This window comes from Pantoea sp. UYEF8, assembly GCF_040546285.1.
Taxonomy (GTDB): Bacteria; Pseudomonadota; Gammaproteobacteria; order Enterobacterales; family Enterobacteriaceae; genus Pantoea; species Pantoea brenneri.
Genome location: NZ_JBEPNM010000002.1, coordinates 38,986 through 59,895, shown reverse-complemented (window position 1 = coordinate 59,895; position 20,910 = coordinate 38,986). Strand labels below are relative to the sequence as shown.

General features: G+C 55.6%; 22 protein-coding genes. 11 read left to right on the top strand and 11 right to left on the bottom strand.

Annotation, left to right across the window (positions count from 1 at the left end; translation table 11 throughout):
• Positions 1-26: 26 nt before the first annotated feature.
• Positions 27-746 (bottom strand): fatty acid metabolism transcriptional regulator FadR, encoded by a 720-nt coding sequence (gene fadR, locus ABIB18_RS03765; protein ID WP_031374614.1) that lies wholly within the window; start codon positions 744-746, stop codon positions 27-29.
• Between the two features lie 212 nt (positions 747-958).
• Here fadR and nhaB point away from each other — a divergent pair, with 212 nt between their 5' ends.
• On the top strand, positions 959-2,488 hold the full coding sequence (gene nhaB, locus ABIB18_RS03760) for a sodium/proton antiporter NhaB (protein WP_354473693.1): 1,530 nt from the start codon (positions 959-961) through the stop codon (positions 2,486-2,488).
• Positions 2,489-2,611: 123 nt separating this feature from the next.
• Entirely contained in the window at positions 2,612-3,142 is a 531-nt protein-coding gene (dsbB, locus tag ABIB18_RS03755) for a disulfide bond formation protein DsbB (RefSeq protein WP_031374616.1), read from the top strand.
• A 71-nt stretch (positions 3,143-3,213) separates the two neighbouring features.
• Here dsbB and ycgN read toward each other — a convergent pair whose 3' ends face one another.
• The 3 genes from ycgN to ABIB18_RS03740 form a co-directional block, all read right to left on the bottom strand.
• A complete protein-coding gene (ycgN, locus tag ABIB18_RS03750) occupies positions 3,214-3,660 on the bottom strand; it encodes a cysteine cluster protein YcgN (protein ID WP_031374617.1) in 447 nt (148 codons plus the stop codon).
• Positions 3,661-3,723: 63 nt separating this feature from the next.
• Positions 3,724-4,383 carry a fumarylacetoacetate hydrolase family protein gene (locus ABIB18_RS03745; RefSeq protein ID WP_354473692.1) on the bottom strand — a complete coding sequence of 220 codons (660 nt, stop codon included), beginning with the start codon at positions 4,381-4,383 and terminating at the stop codon, positions 3,724-3,726.
• 314 nt (positions 4,384-4,697) lie between these two features.
• A complete protein-coding gene (locus tag ABIB18_RS03740) occupies positions 4,698-4,973 on the bottom strand; it encodes a YcgL domain-containing protein (RefSeq protein WP_031374619.1) in 276 nt (91 codons plus the stop codon).
• A gap of 155 nt (positions 4,974-5,128) precedes the next feature.
• Between ABIB18_RS03740 and minC the strand changes: the two genes are divergently transcribed.
• Genes minC through minE form a run of 3 tightly spaced genes read left to right on the top strand, consistent with a single transcriptional unit; the run spans position 5,129 to position 6,958 of the window.
• On the top strand, positions 5,129-5,839 hold the full coding sequence (gene minC / locus ABIB18_RS03735) for a septum site-determining protein MinC (protein ID WP_031374620.1): 711 nt from the start codon (positions 5,129-5,131) through the stop codon (positions 5,837-5,839).
• Positions 5,840-5,872: 33 nt separating this feature from the next.
• Positions 5,873-6,685 (top strand): septum site-determining protein MinD, encoded by an 813-nt coding sequence (gene minD, locus ABIB18_RS03730; RefSeq protein WP_031374621.1) that lies wholly within the window; start codon positions 5,873-5,875, stop codon positions 6,683-6,685.
• Positions 6,686-6,688: 3 nt separating this feature from the next.
• Positions 6,689-6,958: a cell division topological specificity factor MinE gene (minE, locus tag ABIB18_RS03725; RefSeq protein ID WP_031374622.1), complete on the top strand. Its 270-nt coding sequence runs from the start codon at positions 6,689-6,691 to the stop codon at positions 6,956-6,958.
• A 53-nt stretch (positions 6,959-7,011) separates the two neighbouring features.
• Here minE and rnd read toward each other — a convergent pair whose 3' ends face one another.
• The 6 genes from rnd to ABIB18_RS03695 all read right to left on the bottom strand — a co-directional run bounded on the left by rnd (position 7,012) and on the right by ABIB18_RS03695 (position 14,180).
• Entirely contained in the window at positions 7,012-8,133 is a 1,122-nt protein-coding gene (gene rnd, locus ABIB18_RS03720) for a ribonuclease D (protein WP_031374623.1), read from the bottom strand.
• 99 nt (positions 8,134-8,232) lie between these two features.
• Complete coding sequence (gene fadD, locus ABIB18_RS03715) at positions 8,233-9,909, bottom strand: long-chain-fatty-acid--CoA ligase FadD (RefSeq protein ID WP_122983616.1); 1,677 nt, start codon at positions 9,907-9,909, stop codon at positions 8,233-8,235.
• 207 nt (positions 9,910-10,116) lie between these two features.
• The gene (locus ABIB18_RS03710; RefSeq protein WP_031374624.1) at positions 10,117-10,710 is read right to left on the bottom strand and encodes a Slp/YeaY family lipoprotein; all 594 of its coding nucleotides are present in this window, start codon (positions 10,708-10,710) and stop codon (positions 10,117-10,119) included.
• 60 nt (positions 10,711-10,770) lie between these two features.
• Positions 10,771-11,469 (bottom strand): tRNA (adenosine(37)-N6)-threonylcarbamoyltransferase complex dimerization subunit type 1 TsaB, encoded by a 699-nt coding sequence (gene tsaB / locus ABIB18_RS03705; protein WP_046288280.1) that lies wholly within the window; start codon positions 11,467-11,469, stop codon positions 10,771-10,773.
• Between the two features lie 44 nt (positions 11,470-11,513).
• A complete protein-coding gene (gene yoaA, locus ABIB18_RS03700) occupies positions 11,514-13,424 on the bottom strand; it encodes a DNA repair helicase YoaA (protein ID WP_354473691.1) in 1,911 nt (636 codons plus the stop codon).
• A gap of 588 nt (positions 13,425-14,012) precedes the next feature.
• Positions 14,013-14,180 carry a hypothetical protein gene (locus ABIB18_RS03695; protein WP_162836815.1) on the bottom strand — a complete coding sequence of 56 codons (168 nt, stop codon included), beginning with the start codon at positions 14,178-14,180 and terminating at the stop codon, positions 14,013-14,015.
• A gap of 285 nt (positions 14,181-14,465) precedes the next feature.
• Between ABIB18_RS03695 and ABIB18_RS03690 the strand changes: the two genes are divergently transcribed.
• Both ABIB18_RS03690 and ABIB18_RS03685 read left to right on the top strand, forming a co-directional pair.
• Positions 14,466-14,825 (top strand): hypothetical protein, encoded by a 360-nt coding sequence (locus ABIB18_RS03690; RefSeq protein WP_089561425.1) that lies wholly within the window; start codon positions 14,466-14,468, stop codon positions 14,823-14,825.
• A 67-nt stretch (positions 14,826-14,892) separates the two neighbouring features.
• Complete coding sequence (locus tag ABIB18_RS03685) at positions 14,893-15,237, top strand: RidA family protein (RefSeq protein ID WP_031374627.1); 345 nt, start codon at positions 14,893-14,895, stop codon at positions 15,235-15,237.
• A 12-nt stretch (positions 15,238-15,249) separates the two neighbouring features.
• Here the strand turns inward: ABIB18_RS03685 and ABIB18_RS03680 are convergent, their stop codons facing one another.
• Positions 15,250-15,435 (bottom strand): YoaH family protein, encoded by a 186-nt coding sequence (locus ABIB18_RS03680; protein ID WP_031374628.1) that lies wholly within the window; start codon positions 15,433-15,435, stop codon positions 15,250-15,252.
• Positions 15,436-15,546: 111 nt separating this feature from the next.
• Here ABIB18_RS03680 and pabB point away from each other — a divergent pair, with 111 nt between their 5' ends.
• From pabB to pdeD, 4 genes are all read left to right on the top strand, one after another.
• On the top strand, positions 15,547-16,905 hold the full coding sequence (pabB, locus tag ABIB18_RS03675; protein ID WP_354473690.1) for an aminodeoxychorismate synthase component 1: 1,359 nt from the start codon (positions 15,547-15,549) through the stop codon (positions 16,903-16,905).
• Positions 16,906-17,469, top strand: coding sequence for a CoA pyrophosphatase (locus ABIB18_RS03670; RefSeq protein WP_046288278.1), 564 nt, complete (start codon positions 16,906-16,908; stop codon positions 17,467-17,469).
• A gap of 187 nt (positions 17,470-17,656) precedes the next feature.
• Positions 17,657-19,021 (top strand): L-serine ammonia-lyase, encoded by a 1,365-nt coding sequence (locus tag ABIB18_RS03665; RefSeq protein WP_316552853.1) that lies wholly within the window; start codon positions 17,657-17,659, stop codon positions 19,019-19,021.
• Positions 19,022-19,245: 224 nt separating this feature from the next.
• Complete coding sequence (gene pdeD / locus ABIB18_RS03660; RefSeq protein WP_031374631.1) at positions 19,246-20,817, top strand: cyclic di-3',5'-guanosine monophosphate phosphodiesterase PdeD; 1,572 nt, start codon at positions 19,246-19,248, stop codon at positions 20,815-20,817.
• The last annotated feature ends 93 nt before the right edge of the window (positions 20,818-20,910 follow it).

The window sequence follows — 20,910 nt, the reverse complement described above, 5'->3', positions numbered from 1 at the left end:
AAACCGGACGTGATGTCCGGTTTTTTTTAGCGTTTACTGCCGAGGTCATCCGGCATGCTTTTTTGCATGCTGTGCCAGATTTCACCGCTGCGACGGCCGTAGTTGCGCACCGCATCCACGATCTCATCCTGGCTCGGTTCTTTATCGCACAGCGCCAGCAGCGAGAGGTAGAAATCACGCGCCACCTGACGCGCTTCCGGGTTGGAGAAGTAGTGACGTCCTACCCGGGTATAGAGCCCTTTCAGCCCATTCAGGATCAAGCCGTAGATGGGGTTGCCGGAGGCAAACGCCAGACCGCGGAATATCCGGTAGTCGAGTTCGGTATAGGCATCCGCCTGGTCGTCGGCACTGGCGACGGTTTCCAGCACTTCACGCGCTTTTTCCGGATGATGACGCAGGGCACGACTGATAAAAATTGACGATATATTGGTGCGAACCGACAGCAGGTTATCGATCAACACCGGCACGCTGTCGTGATCGAGACGCGCCAGGGTTTCCAGAATATTCAGTCCGGAGGTTTCCCAGAAGTCATTGACCCGGGTCGGTTTACCGTGCTGAATGGTCAGCCAGCCATCACGCGCCAGGCGCTGTAGCACTTCACGCAGGGTGGTACGTGTTACCCCAATCAATTCAGAAAGCTCACGTTCAGCAGGAAGAATCGACCCTGGCGGAAAGCGGCTGTTCCAGATGCTTTCAATAATATACTCTTCAGCAAATCCCGCTGGGCTCTGAGCCTTAATTACCATAGCAGTGTGTTCTCGTTGCTTTCTTAATTGTGATGGGCACTCATCATACCAGACGCCCTATAGCGGATATAGCCTGCGCAACTATTTAAACCGGACGCAGAGCCAATTTTCAGGGCTGACTCACGGTGGAACCGTGCTAATTTGCGCCAGGCCCCGCTAAGGATTATTCTTTGCGGCAGAAATCCATACACAACAACAGGATACTTATTCCGATGGATATGACATATGGGCAGGCGTTAAAACGGAATTTTCTCGGCCAGTCGCCCGACTGGTATAAAGCATTAATGCTGGTTTTCCTGATCGTGAATCCGTTGATTTATGCGTTTGTCAGCCCGTTTGCCGCCGGCTGGTTGCTGGTAGCGGAATTTATTTTTACCCTCGGCATGGCGCTTAAATGCCATCCGCTGTTGCCAGGCGGCCTGCTGGCGGTTGAGGCGATAATTATCGGCATGGCCAGCGCCGATCAGGTCAAAACCGAGCTGGCAAATAATCTGGAAGTGCTGTTGCTGCTGATCTTTATGGTGGCGGGCATCTTCTTTATGAAGCAGCTGCTGCTGTTTGTCTTTACCCACCTGCTGCTGTCCATCCGCTCAAAAGTGCTGCTCGGCGTGACGTTCTGTCTGGCCGCCGCCTTTCTTTCCGCCTTCCTTGACGCACTGACGGTACTGGCCGTGGTGATCAGCGTGGCCGTCAGCTTTTATGAGATCTATCACCGTATCGCCTCGGATCCGCAATATCAGCATCATCCGCTGGCGCAGCGTGAGACGCTGGAACAGTTCCGGGCCTTTCTGCGCAGCCTGATGATGCAGGCGGGCGTCGGTACCGCACTGGGTGGCGTGATGACCATGGTGGGAGAACCGCAAAACCTGATTATTGCCCATGCCGCCAGCTGGGACTTCGTCCAGTTCTTTCTGCGGATGGCGCCGGTAACGGTCCCGGTACTGATCTTCGGCATCGTCACCAGCGTGCTGGTCGAAAAATTCCGCTGGTTTGGCTATGGTGCCACCCTGCCCGCCAGCGTGCGTCAACTGCTGGAAGAGAGTGAACAGCAGAACGCTGCACAGCGTACCCGCCAGGAGAAGCTGAAACTGTGGATTCAGGCGGCGATTGGCATCTGGTTAATTGTCGCGCTGGCGTTTCATCTGGCAGAGGTCGGTCTGATTGGGCTATCGGTGATTATTATGGCGACGGCGCTGTGCGGCATCACCGATGAGCATGCGATTGGTCAGGCGTTCACCGAAGCGCTGCCGTTTACCGCATTGCTGACGGTGTTTTTTGCTATCGTGGCGGTGATCATTGAGCAGCAACTGTTTGCACCGCTGGTCACCTTTGTGCTCAGCACGGAGCCCGACGCCCAGCTTAAGTGGTTCTACGTCTTCAACGGCCTGCTCTCGTCCATTTCAGATAACGTCTTCGTCGGATCGGTTTATATCAATGAGGCGCGTCATGCTTTTGATCGTGGCGCGATTGACGCCCGGCAGTTTGAGTTGCTGGCGGTGGCGATCAACACCGGTACCAATCTGCCGTCAGTCGCCACACCGAATGGCCAGGCGGCGTTCCTGTTCCTGCTGACCTCGGCCCTGGCACCACTGATTCGTCTCTCATACGGACGGATGGTTTGGATGGCACTGCCGTTTACCGTGGTACTGTCGCTGATCGGCTATCTGGCAATCCACTTTCTGCTGGTGCCGTATACCGACAGCCTGCTCAGTCTGGGATGGCTTTTACCGCCGCACCTGTAAACCTTTTAGCCGGTCTGGATCAGGTTCAGGTCATATTTGAACATGATTTTTCCCTGCGCCAGGCTGGTTTGGCGGCGCTTTTGGTTTACACTGCGAGGCATTAACGTTTACAGGGAATGCAATATGTTACGATATCTGAATCAATGTTCTCGTGGTCGCGGAGCCTGGTTATTACTGGCCCTGACAGCGCTGGCGCTGGAACTTACGGCGTTATGGTTCCAGCATGTTATGGGTCTCAAGCCCTGCGTAATGTGTATCTATGAACGCAATGCCTTATTCGGCGTAATGGGTGCGGGTCTGATCGGTGCCATTGCGCCAAAAACGCCGTTACGGCTGGTGGCGCTGGCGTTGTGGTTATATAGCGCCTGGCAAGGTTTGCGCCTCTCCTATGAACACACCATGATTCAGCTGCATCCCAATCCTTTTACCACCTGTGACTTTGCGGCACGTTTCCCCAGTGGCTTACCGCTGGATAAATGGCTGCCGTCGGTGTTTCTCGCCAGCGGCGATTGTGCAGAGCGCAGCTGGACCTTCCTGACCTTCAGCATGCCGCAGTGGATGATCGTGGTGTTCGCCGCTTACCTGCTGGTCGCGCTGCTGGTACTGATTGCCCAGCCGTTTAAAGCGAAACGCCGCGATCTGTTTAGTCGCTGATAACAAACTGGTTAGTCGCAGATAGCAAAAAGGCTGCCACTGGCAGCCTTTTTTAATGATGATCCCGGCAGTTAGCCGTTGCGGTCAGGTCGATCGATAATGTGATCTTCCCAGTCGCGCACTTCACTCTCCCGCACCGCAATGTAACGTACTGAAATCCGCTGGGCGTGCATCTCTTTTTTTGAGCCAGCACGCAGCGGATGCCAGGCTGGCAGCGGCTTGCCCTCACCCAACAGGCGATAGGCGCAGGTGCGCGGCAGCCAGTCGAAGGTGGTGAGGTTCTCGCGCGTCAGCTTGATGCAATCCTCTTCAAGTTCGAAGCGACGTTCATAATTGCGGCACTGGCAGGTTTTGATATTCAGCTGATTACAGGCGACGTTGGTGAAGTAGATTTCATCGGTGTCGGCATCCTGCAGCTTATTCAGACAACACTGCCCACAACCATCACACAAGGATTCCCATTCCTCATCGCTCATTTGTGCCAGGCGTTTGTGTTGCCAGAAAGGGGTGTCAGTCATGATGATTGTCCGGGTTTAGCGTAAACCGCACCTTATAAAGCCTCTGGTGCGGCGATGCAAGTTTTACAGTACGCGCGTGCTGATGCCGTGTCCGGCCAGTGACACTTCCAGCGTGTCGCCAGAGCGCATCGGGCCGACCCCTTCCGGGGTTCCGGTCAGGATCACATCACCGGCGCGCAGGGTGAAATACTGGCTCATGTGGGCAATCAGCGGCAGGATTTTATGGATCATATCCGCGGTGGAACCGTGCTGACGCACCTCACCATTCACCCGCAGCTTAAGTTCGGTATTCTGCGGGTCATCACTGAATTCAGCGGCCGGGATAAAACCGGAAATCGGACAGGAATTATCGAAACCTTTCGATTTTTCCCACGGCTGGCCCGTTTTCTTCAGCCCTGCCTGCAGGTCACGCAGCGTTAAATCAAGCGCCACGCCGTAGCCGGCAATCGCCTGCGCCACATGCGCTTCTGTCGCCTGCTTAAGGGTTGCGCCAATCAGGACCGCCAGCTCAACCTCGTGATGAACTTCGCCAAACGCATCCGGAATCGACAGCGGCTGACGCAAATCACACAGTGAAGTTTCCGGCTTGATAAAAATGACCGGTTCGGTGGGTGTGGCGCTGCCCATCTCCTTAATGTGTTTCGCATAGTTGCTGCCAACGCAAACCACTTTGCTGACCGGAAAATCCAACAGAGCGCCTTGCCAGTTACGATGCTGATACATGCTTATCCCCTGCGTAGGTTAGGTGTGATGCCAGCGTGGCTGGCGGGTCGATGTTTGCGGCTGTGTTGATCGAAATGCCAACCTCATCGCCTGATAATAAGACGCTTTTACCGGTCCGGGGTGGAGAATTTGTCAAAAAGCGTGAATCAGCACGCTGAAGTGATGAATAAACGTACAAATGACGTTAAATATCAGGCAGGCGATTTAAAAATGACTGGATAGATAAGCAGTACAGTTAATTTTAGCGGGGCCAGAAAAATATTAATCCTGACGGCATCAGAGCGACAGGATTAATATTTACAGATGAATCTGAATTAAACTTTTTTATCTGTCTGCAGATGAACGGTAAGCAGACTTTCTATCGGCGGCGGGAGTTGTAAATAATAGCCCTGCTCACTCAATCCCTGCTTTACTTTATTGATATCCGCATTAGCCAGCCTGTCACGGCCCGCCAGCTTTAGCACCATCGCCAGTTGCGGCTTGCCAAACCCTTTCAGCAACTCTGGCGGAACGCGAGAGAAATCGTCTTTTTTTTCAACATAGAGATAAGTCTGGTCGCGCAACGGGCTTCTGTAGATCACACAAAACATATTTTTTACTCGAATTAACCAGCGTTGAGGCTTGTCTGAATATAGCTGTAACTATAACATGCTTGCAGAACTTCGAATATTCACCGTTGGCGCTTTAATGATGATTTTATCATCGCTTAGCCAGCGGTAGTGAAAACAGGACTGAGTCGGGACAGATGTCGCAAACGCCAATCGAATTCAAAGGTAGCAGTTTCACCCTATCTGTCGTCCATCTGCATCACCACGATCCCGCGGTGATTCGTAAGGCACTTCAGGACAAGATTGACCAGGCTCCGGATTTTCTGAAAAACGCCCCGGTGGTGCTGAACGTTGCGGCTTTAAGTGCCGATATTAACTGGAAGCAGCTACAGCAGGCGATTATCGCCACCGGTTTGCGGATTGTCGGCGTCAGCGGCTGCAAAGATGACGCGCTGAAACGCATGATCGCCCGCGCTGGCTTGCCGGTTCTGGCGGAAGGTAAAGAGGCGAAAACGCGCAGTGACGTCCCGGCCGCCGTGCCGGAACCTCAGCCGGTCGCCGCTGAGCCGGTGATGGCAGCAAAAACCCGCATCGTGAATACCCCGGTGCGTTCGGGTCAGCAAATTTATGCCCGTGACGCTGATTTAATCATCACCAGCAGCGTCAGTGCCGGCGCCGAACTGGTTGCCGACGGCAACATTCATATTTACGGCATGATGCGCGGTCGCGCGCTCGCCGGTGCCAGCGGAGACCGCAACTGTCAGATTTTCTGTACCAATCTGGCAGCAGAGCTGGTCTCGATAGCGGGCGAATACTGGATCATGGATCAGATCCCCGAAGCGTATTTTGGTAAAGCGGCGCGCCTTTGCCTGCAGGATGGCGCGCTCACCATCCAGACACTTAATTAGGCCCCTTTTCTTTTGTTAAGGAAATCAACATTTATGGCACGCATTATTGTAGTTACATCCGGTAAAGGGGGCGTTGGTAAGACCACGTCAAGCGCGGCCATCGCCACCGGTTTAGCGCAGAAAGGCAAAAAAACGGTCGTTATCGATTTCGATATCGGCCTGCGTAACCTCGATTTGATCATGGGTTGTGAACGACGCGTGGTCTACGACTTCGTCAACGTGATTCAGGGCGATGCGTCGCTGAATCAGGCGTTGATTCGCGATAAACGTACCGAGCAGCTCTATATTCTGCCTGCGTCACAGACCCGCGACAAAGATGCACTGACCCGTGAAGGCGTCGAAAAAGTACTGAACGATTTAGCGGCGATGGAGTTCGATTTCATCGTCTGCGACTCGCCAGCAGGGATTGAAACCGGTGCACTGATGGCGCTTTACTTCGCTGATGAAGCGATCATCACCACTAACCCGGAAGTCTCATCGGTACGTGACTCAGACCGTATTCTCGGCATCATCTCGTCAAAATCCCGTCGCGCTGAAAACAGCCAGGAGCCGGTTAAGGAGCATCTGCTGCTGACCCGATACAACCCGGGCCGTGTTAATCGTGGCGATATGCTGAGCATGGAAGATGTGCTGGAAATTTTACGCATTCCTCTGGTCGGCGTGATCCCGGAAGATCAATCGGTGTTACGTGCCTCTAACCAGGGCGAGCCGGTGATCCTTGATGGTGAATCAGATGCTGGCAAAGCCTATGCCGATACCGTTGAACGGTTGCTCGGTGAAGTTCGCCCCTTCCGCTTTATTGAAGAAGAGAAGAAGGGTTTCCTGAAACGCCTGTTCGGGGGATAAACCATGGCATTACTTGATTTCTTTTTATCCCGGAAGAAGAACACTGCCAATATAGCCAAGGAAAGGCTGCAGATTATCGTGGCAGAACGCAGAAGGGGCGACAGTGAGCCCCACTATCTTCCGCAACTTAAGCGCGACATTCTGGAAGTGATTTGCAAATATGTGAAAATCGATCCGGAAATGGTCACGGTTCAGCTCGATCAGAAAGGTGACGATATCTCCATTCTGGAGCTGAACGTTACGCTACCGGAAACGGAAGAAGTGACTAAATGACGCTGACCGTTTCCTGAATTTCCCCTGCGCTGTTGCAGGGGAAATTTTATCGGTCACACCTCGGCCAGAATCTTCTCTATGCCGGGTTTAAGCAATTCGCCGCGCCATCCGGTCAGTAACTCCGGCTGACGTCCCTGTGGCTTCAATCCCCAGTGCTGGCTCAGAACCTGGTTGATCTGACGCCGTGACGCCAGTAATTCCTGACTGAATCCGCTCTGCTCACTCACCTGCTGCACCAGCGCTTTCATCGCCTTGAACACCTGCTTGTAATGCGGATGGTCGATCAGATTGCCGAGCGCCGCAGGCAGTTCACTCTCATCCAGCGCCTGGGCTTCTGCCACCAGCGCCACCAGCGTTTTACCGTGGAAACGGATCTCATGACCGGACAGGCCGAGATGGTCCAGTTCGCCCAGCGAACCTGGCATGAAGCGCGCCACTTTCCACAGATGCTCTTCGCGCACCACAAAGTTAACCGCCATATCCTTTTCACGCGCCAGCTTCAGACGCCATGCGGCCAGTCGTTGCAGGGCTGCCAGCTGACGCGGACGCAGTTGCCAGGCGTTGGTGATATCACGCCACGCTTCTTCAGGCGCTAAGCTGTCGAGGCGACGCTGGCACAAATTGTCACACTCACTCAGTGCAGCCGCCATGTTGCCTGCCGCCTCGGTCTGCACCATCAGCTGATGGGCAATCGGCAGCAGATAGTGCACATCCGCCGCGGCATACTGACATTGACGCTCGGTCAGCGGACGCGCTAACCAGTCGGTACGCGACTCGCTCTTATCCAGTTCGACCTGGGTAAAATGCGCCACCATTGAGGCAAAGCCCCACGACAGCGGCTGGCCGGAGAACGCCGCCAGAATCTGAGTATCGATCATCGGCTGTGGCAGGACGCCAAAGCGGTGCAGGAAGACTTCCAGATCTTCGCCGCCGGCGTGCAGGAATTTGGTCACTGCGGTGTCGGTCAGCAACGCGATAAACGGTGACCAGTCACGGATCGCAAGGGGATCGATCAGCACTAACTGGTGATCGTCGAACAGCTGGATCAAACCGAGCTGCGGGTAGTAGGTCCGGGTGCGGACGAATTCAGTATCCAGTGCCACTGCCGTATGCTGGCGCGCTTTCTGGCAGACTTCAGCTAGTTGTTCATCCTGGTCAATCAGAGAATAATTCACGTCTAGTTTTTCACCGCAGCCAACAACGTGCGGTGCTCCATGTTAAAAACAATAAAAACGCCGGACATGCCGGCGTCTAACCTGAATCCTTGCCAGGGCTTAGCTTGCGCTGGCTTTTACTTCGTCGCGCAATTCGCGTCGCAGAATCTTGCCGACGTTGGTTTTTGGCAGCTCATCACGAAACTCAATAATTTTCGGCACTTTGTATCCGGTCAGCTGACGGCGACAGTGGTCGAGCAACTCTTCTTTAGTCAGTGAGGCATCTTTTTTCACCACGCAGACTTTCACCGCCTCGCCGGAAAGATCGCTGGGCACGCCGATCGCGGCCGCTTCACGTACTTTCGGATGTTGCATCAGCACATCTTCGATCTCGTTGGGATAAACATTGAAGCCGGATACCAGAATCATATCCTTCTTACGATCGACGATGCGAATAAAGCCTTCCTGATCAACGGTAACAATATCGCCGCTATGGAGCCAGCCATTTTTCAGCACTTCCTCCGTGGCATCCGGGCGCTGCCAGTAGCCGAGCATCACCTGTGGGCCGCTGATACACAGTTCACCCGGTTCGCCTGGTGAAACCTCATTGCCGTTATCATCCAGAATCAACACATCGGTTGAGGGAACCGGTAAGCCAATGCTGCCGGTGTGGCAACTGATATCGTAAGGATTGACCGACACCAGCGGCGAGCATTCCGTCAGCCCGTAGCCTTCCAGCAGATAGTGACCGGTCAGTTTTTCCCAGCGTTCCGCCACCGCTTTCTGCACCGCCATCCCGCCCCCGGCTGACAGCCGCAGCGTACTGAAGTCGAGCTTATTGAACTGTTCATCATTCAGCAGCGCGTTGAACAGCGTGTTGACGCCGGTGATGGCGGTAAACGGAAACTTCGACAGCTCTTTAACAAAGCCAGGGATGTCGCGCGGATTGGTAATCAACAGATTCTGACCGCCCAGCTCCAGGAACAGCAGGCCATTCACCGTTAAGGCAAAGATGTGATAGAGCGGCAGCGCCGTGACCACACACTCTTTGCCGTCGCGCAGAACTTTACCGTAGGTAGCTTTGGTCTGTTCCAGATTGGCCTGCATATTGCGATGAGTCAGCATCGCGCCTTTGGCGATGCCGGTAGTGCCGCCGGTATATTGCAGGAAAGCGAGATCGTCATTGCTGACCGTCGGACGCTGATACGTGAGCGTGGCACCCTGCTCCATTACCTGACGAAACGAGATTGCGCCGGGCAAATGGTATTTCGGTACCAGTCGCTTGACGTATTTGACCACGAAATTAACCAGCGTCGCCTTGACCGGTGCCAGCTGATCGCCCATTCGGGTCAGAATCACGTGGCGCACAGCGGTCTCCGCCACTACCTTTTCCAGCGTATGGGCAAAGTTGGAGACAATAACGATGGCGCTGGCACCGCTGTCATTCAGCTGGTGCTTGAGTTCGCGCGGCGTATAGAGCGGATTCACATTCACAACCACCATGCCGGCGCGGAGTACGCCGAACAGCGCCACCGGATACTGCAGCAGGTTAGGCATCATCAGCGCGACCCGATCGCCGGCTTTCAAACCAAGCTGCTGTTGCAGATAAGCCGCAAACGCGCGGCTTTTCTCTTCCAGTTGGCGATAGGTCATCTTCTGACCCATGTTCCAGAATGCAGGTTGATCGGCGTAGCGTTTGGCGGCCTGCTCAAACAGATCCACCAGCGAAGTATAACGATCTGCACTTATTTCGGCTGGCACATCAGCCGGGTAGCGTTTAAGCCAAACCTTATTCAAGGATCCACCCCGATAATCATGTTGTATTTCCATCGCTGCCTCAGCCAATCTGGTTTGTTAACAATATTTTAACTGATTGTACCAGTTTGCCTGTTTCGGCATGTTGAGGTTGCGAAGTCCATCACTAAATTTCGTGCTGTTAAAACAGACAAATAAAAAGCCCGGCGGCGACCAGCGCTACCGGGCCAGAAAAGTGTGACTGCCCTATCACTCAGTCAGAATGGTTTCGACCTGTGCCGGACCGCTGCTGTACATTCCCCAGTAGGGATTCGGTCCCCAATAGCCGGGACGATGACGCGTCGGTCCATACCAGATCCACGGATCGATCGGCTGCGGCGGCGACATCACCTGTCGGGTCAGATGCCAGCGCTGATAGCCGCGCACATCAATCACCACAAATTTGTAGTTCGCCTCGCCAATTTTACCGGGCTCAGTGCCTTTGATGTTGCCCAGCACCGTTACAAACTGATCCCTCACATCCACCGGATCGACGAAACCGTGGATATCGGCATAGATGCGACCCACCGAAGCCGCTCCCAGCCGTGGACGGGCACTCTCATCCAGCGGTTGCGTGGCGATCTCCAGCCGGGTTTTACCGTTAAGGTTAGTGACATTCACCACCTTACCGCCAAAACGTGACTCCTGGCCGGTATAGATGGCCGGATCGTTCATGACCCGCAACAAATCCTGTTGCGGCTGCGGTGAACTGCCCTGCAGGCTGTCCGGAATTGAGACACAACCTGTTAAAACCAGCGTACAGGTCAGCAACAGACCTGTTAGCCCTTTAGCGCACATTGACATAGGCGTCCTCCCGTTACGTAATGATTTAGACTGGACGCATAACAATAAGTTGCGTGCGATCTAGCGGCCTGGCAACTTTTTCCATGCCACCTCATTACGCAGATAGGTTGGCTCGGCATTTTCCGGTTGCAGGGTATTACCCTGGCCTAAAGCAACGACCGCCAGCGGTAACATATCTTCGGCGGCAGGTAAACTCACGTCACTGGCGTGCAGCGTCAGGGAATGGCCCTGCTGCAGTTCGGGATAAGCCTGCCAGCCGGTGCCGGCAGTCATCCACTCGCCCGACAGCGCCTGCATCCGTGCCAGCGCGGCCGCGGGTGACAGCACGCTTTCGCTGGCTTCACCCTGCCAGACGCCCCGTTCGTCGCGCTGGTATTCGGCCCAGTAGACCTCGCCCATCCGCGCATCAATGGCGGTTAACACGCGGGTGGCGCGCTGCAGACGCCAGGCGCCCTCTGCCAGCGTGGCCAGCGTCGAGATACCGATCATCGGCAGCGCCGCACCGAGTGCCAGGCCCTGGGCAATACCAATTCCGATACGCACGCCGGTAAAACTGCCGGGACCGCGACCAAAGGCCAGCGCGTCAAGATCGGTCAGGTCGAGCTGCTGCGCCAGCAGTAACTCTTCGATCAGCGGCAAAATGCGCTGAGTATGATCGCGCGGAGCAATCTCAAATCGGGCATCAATCTGTTGCTGATTCAGCAAGGCGGCTGAACAGGCTTCTGTCGCCGTATCCAGCGCTAAAATTCGGGCTGACATGACCACCTCAGGAGAATGAAAACGGCGCGCATCTTAGCATAAAATCAGGCGTCAGGTTGCTGCCGTATAAAGGCGATGGCGCGGACGATATCGCGGGTACGCGGCGTTGGCGGCAGGCTGTTAAGAAACAGCGCGCCATAAGGACGCGAAACCAGCCGCTGATCGCAAATCACCAGCACACCCCGGTCGTCGGTATCCCGGATCAGACGCCCGACGCCCTGCTTCAGAGTGATCACCGCATCCGGCAGCTGCACATCGGTAAACGGATCGCCACCGCGGATACGGCAATCTTCCATCCGCGCCTTGAGTAAAGGATCTTCCGGTGAAGTAAACGGCAGCTTATCGATGATGACCAGCGAAAGCGCATCGCCGCGCACGTCGACCCCTTCCCAGAAACTACTGGTCGCGACCAGTAAGGCATTGCCTTTATCGATAAACTGTTTCAGCAACTGACCTTTGCTGGTTTCGCCCTGAACCAGCACCGGTAACGTCATTGAGGCACGGAATTCCGCCGCCAGCTCACGCATCATCAGGTGCGAGGTACAGAGGAAGAAACAGCGTCCTTTGTTGGCGTCAATCAGCGGCTTCATCATGGCGGCAAGCTGACGTGCGCCGCCGGGACGGTTCGGTTCAGGCAGGTTGCGCGGCACACATAACAGTGCCTGCTGCGCATAATCGAACGGACTGTTCAGAATTAAACTTTTTGCTGCGTTCACGCCCAGCCGCTCGGCAAAGTGCTCCATCTTCTCATCCACTGCCAGCGTGGCAGAGGTGAAAATCCAGGCCGCTTTGCGATTATCCATCACTTCGCGGAAGCGTTCCGCCACTGACAGCGGCGTCAGCGCCAGAATAAAGTGGCGTGAGGTGCATTCATACCAGTAGCTGTAGCCCGGCTCATTGATCGCCCGTAACCGCTTCAGTCGGCCACGGTAGAGCGCTGCGCGCTCAAACGCCGCATCCAGCAACGCTGAACGGCCCAGGGAGAGTTTGATGACGTCGTAACAGAGTTCAAGCGCATCATCCAGCAGCGTAAACATCCGCAGGATGTTGTTATCGCTCAGCAGTTCACGCAGATTACCGCGGTAGCCCGGGTCGCCTAGCGACAGGCGAAAATCCTGAGCACACTGCGCCAGGCGATCGGCGGACTTTTGCAGTTGCTGCACGTCGCGCACTTCGGTGCGGTAGGCGGTGATAATATCTTTGGCGAGGTCGAGCAGTTGCCGGCTGGAGAGCTGTTGTCCGAAATACTGACTGGCGATATCGGGAAGCTGATGGGCCTCATCGAAGATCATCACGTCCGCTTCCGGGATCAGTTCGCCGAACCCACCTTCTTTGACCACCAGGTCAGCCAGAAACAGGTGATGGTTCACCACCACCACATCCGCGTCCATGGCCCGCTTACGCGCTTTCACTACGAAGCACTCTTTATAACGCGGGCAGTCGGTGCCGAGGCAGTTATCGTTGGTGCTGGTGACCAGCGGCCAGACCGGGCTATCTTCAGTAACGCCGGCACAGCTGCTGATATCGCCATCTACCGTCTGCGAAGACCAGCTCCGCAGCGTCACCAGGTCAGTCAGCGCCTGTACGGCCAGATCGCCGCCCGCCATTGACTGCTGCTCCAGCCGCTCCAGGCAAAGATAGTTGGATCGCCCTTTCAGTAAGGCGGTCTTTCCTTTGTATTTTAGTGCGCCGATCATGGTGGGCAGATCGCGGCCATAAAGCTGATCCTGCAGCGCTTTCGATCCGGTCGAGACGATCACTTTCTTGCCGGCCCGCAGCGCGGGGGCCAGATAAGCATAGGTTTTCCCGGTGCCGGTACCGGCTTCTACCACCAGTTCACCCTGCTCTTTTACGGCTTCGGATACCGCCTGCGCCATTTCACGCTGCGCTTCACGCGGCTTGAAGCCGGCTATTGCCTGCGCCAGCGCGCCATCAACTGCAAAATCGTCTGCCACATACCCTCTCAAAGAACGGCAAAAACACTGTAATTATGTCAGTATTAAATTCACAAAGCAAAATAGAGGATAATCAAAAAGTTAACCATAAAACGGCTGTCAGGCCTGGCCTGACGATCTCCGAAGCGACGGGTAACAGGTGGGAAAATTGTGTCGCCAACGCGCGCATATTGCCGGGCAAACCGGTCAGGTTACACCGCCCGGCGGAAGCCGGACGCGGCTCAGAAACAACAAAACCGCCTGAATGACGGTTTTGTTGGGATGACGCGTTGGTTGCGTCGCGTGATAACAGCAGGTGATTAAAAAATCCCGTTAGCTACCGAGGGTGAGGCTGGCATGAAAGATTAAATATCCTTTTCTAACGGATCCTGTCCAGGCTCTTCATCCTCTTCTTCATCTTCCGGATAGATTTCAGCGTCATCAGGCAGCGGTTCATCGTAATCAGGACGTTCAGACATAATTACCTCCGGTGATAAATAGCAGTGCTGCTATTTCATCTCAGCATAGTTAACCGCCACTTCCGCCCGCCCGCTTTTGGTTGAAAGTGTGAGTTAAGCGGTAATAATCCTGCTGTCGCTGCCGTGGCCGCTAGTGATGAATGTAAAAGGCCCCCGCCAGCATGATGACAAAGAGAACGGCAAAGGTGATATAACCCTGCTTCGCACCACGCGACAGACCGACAAACGCCGACACCACAATAAACAGCAGCGTCAGTGCGCCTGCCATTACCCAAAACAGATACTGCGTATTCGCCATGCTTTCATCCTCATCCTGTGGCGTCATTTATCGGCTGATTTATATCATTTTTTGCTGCGGGGTGCGTCACTTCTGTTGCCTGGCGCGCCGCTTAGCGCCCGGCTCCGCCTGATACTGTGTGATGCAGCTATCAAATGCGGTGGATAGCTGCGAGGAAATAAGCGCACGGATTATAATCATTACATCACCTTATCGTTGGGATGTGGCATCCGTAAGGTGACGCGCGGTCGGCACATTGGCGCAGACCGCCTCTATCGTACTGTCTGCCTCAGGCGGAGGAACGTTATGAATCATTCCCGCATCGGATCGCTTATCGGCGTGCTGCTGGTCTGTGGCTGCCAGGCACCTACTCCTGATCAGGCACGCCTCGGTCAGCCGGTATTTCAGGCCCAGAGCGCCCGCACCGCACCGCAGCTTAGTGACTGTATTTATCGTGGCTGGTCTACCACCGAGGTGATCGCCAGGGATAATACTACGCATACGCAACCGCGCGGTGAGCAAATCACCGTCCTGACGTGGGAAGATTCGATATTCGCCGACGTGACGCCACAGCGACGCGGTGCCGGGGTAAAATTCTTTACCACTTTTAATATGTGGCCGCAGGTGATGGCCGATCGTCAGGCTATCGTCAAACGCTGCCTGTGAGGGGGAAGAGATGACAGCGGCATAAGGAATGTGCCAGGCTAATGCCCATCAAACCAGGGAGAAAAAGATGAGTATTACCCGCATCGATCCGGAACATCGTATGTCCGAAGCCGTGATTCACAATGACACCATCTATTACACCAGCGTGCCAGAGAATCTGGATGAGGATGCTGAAGCGCAGACGGCCAATGCACTGGCGGTGATTGACAGATTGCTGACGCGGCTCGGCAGTGATAAGAGCAAAATTCTTGATGCCACCCTGTTTCTGGTGGACAAAGCGGACCTGCCCGCAATGAACCGCGCCTGGGACGCCTGGGTTTCCCCGGATAACGCGCCAGTACGCTGCACGGTTCAGGCAGGTTTGATGAACCCGCAATACAAAATCGAAATCAAAATCATCGCAGCACGTTAAGCCTGCCGGGCGCTATTCTTCTTCATCCTCGTCGTCGAACAGCGCCCGGATTTGCTCGCCTTTATGATTCTGGCGAATTTCCTGCGCCACCTGGGCGATAGCTTCGCCACTCGACAGTCCACCCGCCATCAGTTCCTGAATACGCTCGACGGCCTGCTGTTGCTGCTCATGAGAGAGAGCCGGTAATCCTATAGCCATGTTTCACTCCTGCGTTGGGGGCAGCGATTATCACACGCCGAACAAACAGGTGCCAGTCAGGAAAAAATATGTCAGTCTGACGACCTCTTTGCTCTCTGATTTGTCTGCCTGATGATTGTTGAAACCCTCAGTCTTGATTATACCCCGGATGCGCTGATTCAGCGTTTCGCCCCGATTGCCAGCCTGCCGTGGGCAATGCTGCTCTCTTCCGCCAATGCCAACCATAGCGACAATCGTTTTGATATTCTGACCGCCGATCCGCGCGCCACGCTGGTGACCCGCGGTGACGTTACCCACATCACCGATGCCAGCGGCTGCAGCGAATCTGGCGCGGATCCGCTGCAACTGGTTCAGCAGCAGTGTGATGCGCTGGGCGTGACGCCGCTCAGTCATGACCATCTGCCGTTTCAGGGCGGCGCGCTTGGCCTGTTCGGGTACGATCTCGGTCGCCGGTTTGAGCAGTTGCCACAGCAGGCACAGGCCGATCTCACCACGCCGGATATGGCGGTCGGCATTTACGACTGGGCATTGATTGCCGATCATCATCTTCAGACCCTGACGTTGCTGGCATTGCAGGATGTTGAAGCCCGCGCCGCCTGGCTGACGCAGTGGCCTGAACGTGAAGCCATGCCGTTCAGCCTTACCAGCCAGTGGCAATCCAACCTCAATTACGCTGACTACGCGGCACGCTTTGCCGCCGTTCAGGCTTATATTCAGGCGGGTGACTGCTATCAGGTGAATCTGGCTCAGCGTTTTCAGGCCGGTTATCAGGGTGATGAGTGGCAGGCCTTTTGTTCCCTCAACCAGGCCAACCGCGCGCCGTTCAGCGCCTTTCTACGCCTGCCGCACAGCGCGATCCTTAGCCTGTCGCCGGAGCGCTTTTTATCATTGAATGATAAACAGATCGAAACCCGCCCGATCAAAGGTACCCGTCCACGCTGTGCCGATCCGATTGCCGATCGGCAACAGGCAGATGATCTGCAAAATGCAGAAAAAGATCGCGCCGAAAATTTGATGATTGTCGATTTGCTGCGTAACGATATTGGCCGCGTGGCGGTGCCTGGCTCAGTCAGTGTGCCTGAGCTGTTTGTGGTCGAGCCCTTCCCTGCCGTTCACCATCTGGTCAGCACGGTGCGGGCGCAGCTTCCTGAGGATCTGCAGGCCACCGATCTGCTGCGCGCCTGTTTCCCTGGCGGCTCAATTACCGGCGCGCCAAAAATCCGGGCGATGGAAATTATTGATCAGCTGGAACCGCAGCGCCGGAATGCCTGGTGCGGCAGCATTGGCTATCTCAGCCTGTGTGGCCGCATGGATACCAGCATCACCATCCGCACCCTGATTGCTGAAGGTCAGCAGCTTTACTGCGCGGCGGGTGGCGGCATTGTCGCCGACAGTGAGGTGCAGGCGGAATATCAGGAGACGCTGGATAAAGTCAGCCGCATTCTGCCGGCGCTGGAACAGGGGGTCTGAATGGCGCTCACGCTTGACGCCTTCCGCAGCCGGTTCCTGCTGCAGCCACCGCAACACAATACGCAACGTCTCGCCGGACGGCATGCCGCAGTGCTGGTACCGATTGTGGCGCGACCGGAACCGGGTCTGTTGCTGACCCAGCGCTCCCATGCGCTGCGTAAGCATGCCGGACAGGTCGCCTTCCCTGGCGGCATGCAGGATGATACCGATGCCTCGCTGATCGTGACCGCTCTGCGGGAAGCACAGGAGGAAGTGGGCATCGACCCACAGCAGGTTGAGGTGTTGGGCGTGCTGCCTGCCGTCACCAGCAGCACCGGCTTTCAGGTGACGCCGGTGCTGGCGATCATTCCGCCGGATCTGCCGCTACGAATCAACCCGGACGAAGTGCGCAGCGCCTTTGAGATGCCGCTGGCCGAAGCGTTACGGCTCAGCCGCTATAGCGCGCTGGAGGTGCACCGCGCTGGCGTGCGTCATCCGGTCTGGCTGTCGCGCTATCAGGATTACCTGGTCTGGGGCATGACCGCCGGCATTATCCGCTCACTCAGCGAGCAAATTGCGTTCTGACGCCCACTTTTGCCATTAACCTGTTGCTTTTCGGCCTGCTGAGCGGCGGGCCACGCTATAATTTTTTCTATCGGTTTTAATAAGTTTATTTCATGCGAAAAGCTGCTCTTTTCTCCGGCATGACTATTACTATTAGCGCCATAAACTGCCCCGGCAGACTGAGAATAATTTGTGAGGAGTGTCACCTGTGATTAGTGTTTTCGACATGTTCAAAGTGGGCATTGGCCCATCAAGTTCGCACACTGTCGGCCCGATGAAAGCGGGTAAGCAGTTTGTGGATTTGTTATCCGAACAGGGAAAGCTACAGGAGGTGACCCGCATTGCGGTAGATGTCTACGGCTCACTGTCGCTGACCGGTAAAGGCCACCATACCGACATCGCCATTATTATGGGGCTGGCGGGCGAATCTCCCGACACGGTCGATATTGATTCCATCCCGGCCTTTATTAAAGATGTCGCCCAGCGTGAACGTTTACTGCTGGCCAAAGGGGCGCATGAGGTCGACTTCCCGCGTGAGGGCGGCATGGTGTTCCGCAGTGAAAACCTCTCGCTGCATGAAAACGGTCTGCGTCTGCTGGCGTTCGCCGGCGACCTGCTGATTCTGTCGAAAACCTACTACTCCGTCGGTGGCGGCTTTATCGTCGATGAAGAGCATTTCGGTCAGTCGGCGCTGGATGAAGTTTCAGTGCCGTGGCCGTTCCACTCCGCCAAAGATCTGCTGGCGCACTGCCGCGAAACCGGACTCTCCTTATCCGGTCTGGTGATGAAAAACGAACTGGCGCTGCACAGTCGCGATGAGATCCACGCCTATTTCGCCAACATCTGGCAGACCATGCAGGCCTGCATCGATCGCGGCCTGAATACCGAAGGCGTACTGCCGGGGCCGCTGCGGGTGCCGCGCCGCGCCGCCTCGCTGCGTCGTTTGCTGATCTCCTCATCCAAACACTCTAACGATCCGATGATCGTCATCGACTGGATCAATATGTTCGCGCTGGCGGTGAATGAGGAAAACGCGGCCGGCGGACGGGTTGTCACCGCGCCAACCAACGGCGCCTGTGGCATCGTGCCGGCGGTACTGGCCTATTACGATCACTTTATTGAGCCGGTAACGCCAGATATTTTCCTGCGCTACTTCCTCGCATCCGGTGCTATCGGCGTGCTGTATAAAATGAACGCGTCGATTTCGGGCGCAGAAGTGGGATGCCAGGGCGAAGTGGGTGTCGCCTGTTCGATGGCGGCAGCCGGTCTGGCAGAACTGCTGGGCGGCAGCCCGGAACAGGTTTGCGTCGCCGCCGAGATCGGCATGGAGCATAACCTCGGGCTGACCTGTGACCCGGTCGCCGGACAGGTTCAGGTGCCCTGCATTGAGCGAAATGCTATCGCCTCGGTCAAAGCGATCAATGCGGCGCGTATGGCCCTGCGTCGCACCAGTGAACCGCGCGTCTCACTGGATAAGGTGATCGAGACCATGTATGAAACCGGCAAAGACATGAACGCCAAATACCGTGAAACTTCACGCGGCGGTCTGGCGATTAAAGTACAGTGCGATTAATCGAAACGTTTGATTGTTTAATTAATGTGCAATCGTAGTGAAATCCACATCCTGCGCTATCTCAGCGCAGGGTAAACCGGTAGAGTGATTTCCGCGCGACTGTCCTGGTCGCGCAACTTTCCAGCACCGCTTTTCTGCATTCCGGCCTCAATGTTGATCGGGCCGTGCCGATAACAACCCCGTTATTTTTGGCTTTTTTCTGGTTTTTTGGGAAGGTGGTACTGATGCTCATGGCCCAGCAATTTGTTGGACAATTCAGACGCAAGCGTTTGCTGATTGCGCTGGCAATCGCCACCGTGGTACTGATTCTGACGCTGGCATTTCGTTATATTGAAGAGAAGTCGCGTATTGAACAGCAGGCGATGGATTTCGCCGATAAAGCGATTATGCGGTTTGACCGGATGTTTTCACCGCTGGATGTTTCCGCTAATAACACCCTCGGGCTGGTCGGCGTGCCCTGCCGCGACGTGCGTTTTCCGCTGATTGAGAAAATTTCCGCGCTGCAAACGGTGCGCGCCATTCTGCTGGTCGATAATGACGCGATCTACTGTTCCAGTATCTTTGGTCCGCGTGCGATCCCGTTTAGCGAGACCTATCCCGAACTGGCCTTTACCGGTCAGCGCATGACGCTTGCCACCGACAATTACCTGTTAAAAGGGTCGCCGGTATTATTACTCTGGACGCCAAGAAGCCCGGATAATCGCTCCGGTATTTTGCAGGTAATTAACATCGAAATGATGAGTAATTATCTGCTGGAACCGCAGTTGCCGTGGGTGGAACGGGCGGTCTTCAACGTCAACGGCGAGAGTCTGGAGTATGGCAATCCGCTGATTGAACCCACGCTGCCGTCGGAAGATGAGGTGAGTTACTATCAGGCCTCGCTGCGTTATCCCTACACCCTGACGCTGTACGGTCCCTCCCCGACCCGGCTGGCACTGCACACGCTGCCGTCGCAGCTGCCGCTGGCGCTGCTGCTCAGCCTGCTGATGGGGTATATCGTCTGGCTGGCGACCGCCAACCGCATGAGCCTGAGCTGGCAAATCAGCTACGGCATCACCGCCAATGAGTTTATGGTTTACTGCCAGCCGCTGATTAACGCCAGAAGCGGCCAGTGCGATGGCATTGAGTTGCTGCTGCGCTGGCATAATGCGCGTCAGGGCTGGGTGGCACCCGATGTGTTTATTCCGCTGGCCGAACGGCAGAATCTGATTAAGCCGCTGACCCGCTTCGTGCTGAACGAGGTGGTAAAACAGCTCCCTCACCTGCCTGCGTGTCCGGGTTTCCACATCGCTATTAACGTTGCCGCCAGCCATTTCCGCGACCGCGCTATCCTGCAGGATCTGCAAAACCTCTGGTGGCCCGCCAATCCGGTACCGAAGCTGGTGGTCGAGTTAACCGAACGCGATGCGCTGCCGGTGGTTGATCAATCGGTCATCGCCCAGCTGCATGAGATCGGCGTGCGGCTGGCGATTGATGATTTTGGTACCGGCCACAGCTCGCTCTCCTACCTGAAGGATTTAAAGCCCGACGTACTGAAGATCGACAAAATCTTTACCGCCGCCATCGGTACCGATGCGATTAACGCCACCGTCACCGACATGGTGATTTCACTGGCGCAGCGCCTGAATATCAGTCTGGTCGCTGAAGGGGTCGAAACGGCAGAACAGGCCGCCTATCTGCGGGCGCGCGGCGTCGATCATCTGCAGGGCTATTATTATGCCCGCCCGATGCCCATCGGTGATTTCCCCGGCTGGCTGGCAAAGCACAAGCCAGACGTTGACCCGGTACCCACCTGATCGCAGATGATGCTTCGGCGGTAACGTCAGGCTAAAAAAAAGCCGCTGCATCAGAGCAGCGGCGTTCAACAACCTCAGACAGTCAGTGGGCGA

Coding starts and splice junctions, on each gene's coding strand:
- fadR (WP_031374614.1), bottom strand. CDS start 746: ATGGTAATTAAGGCTCAGAGCCCAGCGGGATTTGCTGAAGAGTATATT.
- nhaB (WP_354473693.1), top strand. CDS start 959: ATGGATATGACATATGGGCAGGCGTTAAAACGGAATTTTCTCGGCCAG.
- dsbB (WP_031374616.1), top strand. CDS start 2,612: ATGTTACGATATCTGAATCAATGTTCTCGTGGTCGCGGAGCCTGGTTA.
- ycgN (WP_031374617.1), bottom strand. CDS start 3,660: ATGACTGACACCCCTTTCTGGCAACACAAACGCCTGGCACAAATGAGC.
- ABIB18_RS03745 (WP_354473692.1), bottom strand. CDS start 4,383: ATGTATCAGCATCGTAACTGGCAAGGCGCTCTGTTGGATTTTCCGGTC.
- ABIB18_RS03740 (WP_031374619.1), bottom strand. CDS start 4,973: ATGTTTTGTGTGATCTACAGAAGCCCGTTGCGCGACCAGACTTATCTC.
- minC (WP_031374620.1), top strand. CDS start 5,129: ATGTCGCAAACGCCAATCGAATTCAAAGGTAGCAGTTTCACCCTATCT.
- minD (WP_031374621.1), top strand. CDS start 5,873: ATGGCACGCATTATTGTAGTTACATCCGGTAAAGGGGGCGTTGGTAAG.
- minE (WP_031374622.1), top strand. CDS start 6,689: ATGGCATTACTTGATTTCTTTTTATCCCGGAAGAAGAACACTGCCAAT.
- ABIB18_RS03710 (WP_031374624.1), bottom strand. CDS start 10,710: ATGTCAATGTGCGCTAAAGGGCTAACAGGTCTGTTGCTGACCTGTACG.
- tsaB (WP_046288280.1), bottom strand. CDS start 11,469: ATGTCAGCCCGAATTTTAGCGCTGGATACGGCGACAGAAGCCTGTTCA.
- ABIB18_RS03695 (WP_162836815.1), bottom strand. CDS start 14,180: ATGGCGAATACGCAGTATCTGTTTTGGGTAATGGCAGGCGCACTGACG.
- ABIB18_RS03690 (WP_089561425.1), top strand. CDS start 14,466: ATGAATCATTCCCGCATCGGATCGCTTATCGGCGTGCTGCTGGTCTGT.
- ABIB18_RS03685 (WP_031374627.1), top strand. CDS start 14,893: ATGAGTATTACCCGCATCGATCCGGAACATCGTATGTCCGAAGCCGTG.
- ABIB18_RS03680 (WP_031374628.1), bottom strand. CDS start 15,435: ATGGCTATAGGATTACCGGCTCTCTCTCATGAGCAGCAACAGCAGGCC.
- pabB (WP_354473690.1), top strand. CDS start 15,547: ATGATTGTTGAAACCCTCAGTCTTGATTATACCCCGGATGCGCTGATT.
- ABIB18_RS03670 (WP_046288278.1), top strand. CDS start 16,906: ATGGCGCTCACGCTTGACGCCTTCCGCAGCCGGTTCCTGCTGCAGCCA.
- pdeD (WP_031374631.1), top strand. CDS start 19,246: ATGCTCATGGCCCAGCAATTTGTTGGACAATTCAGACGCAAGCGTTTG.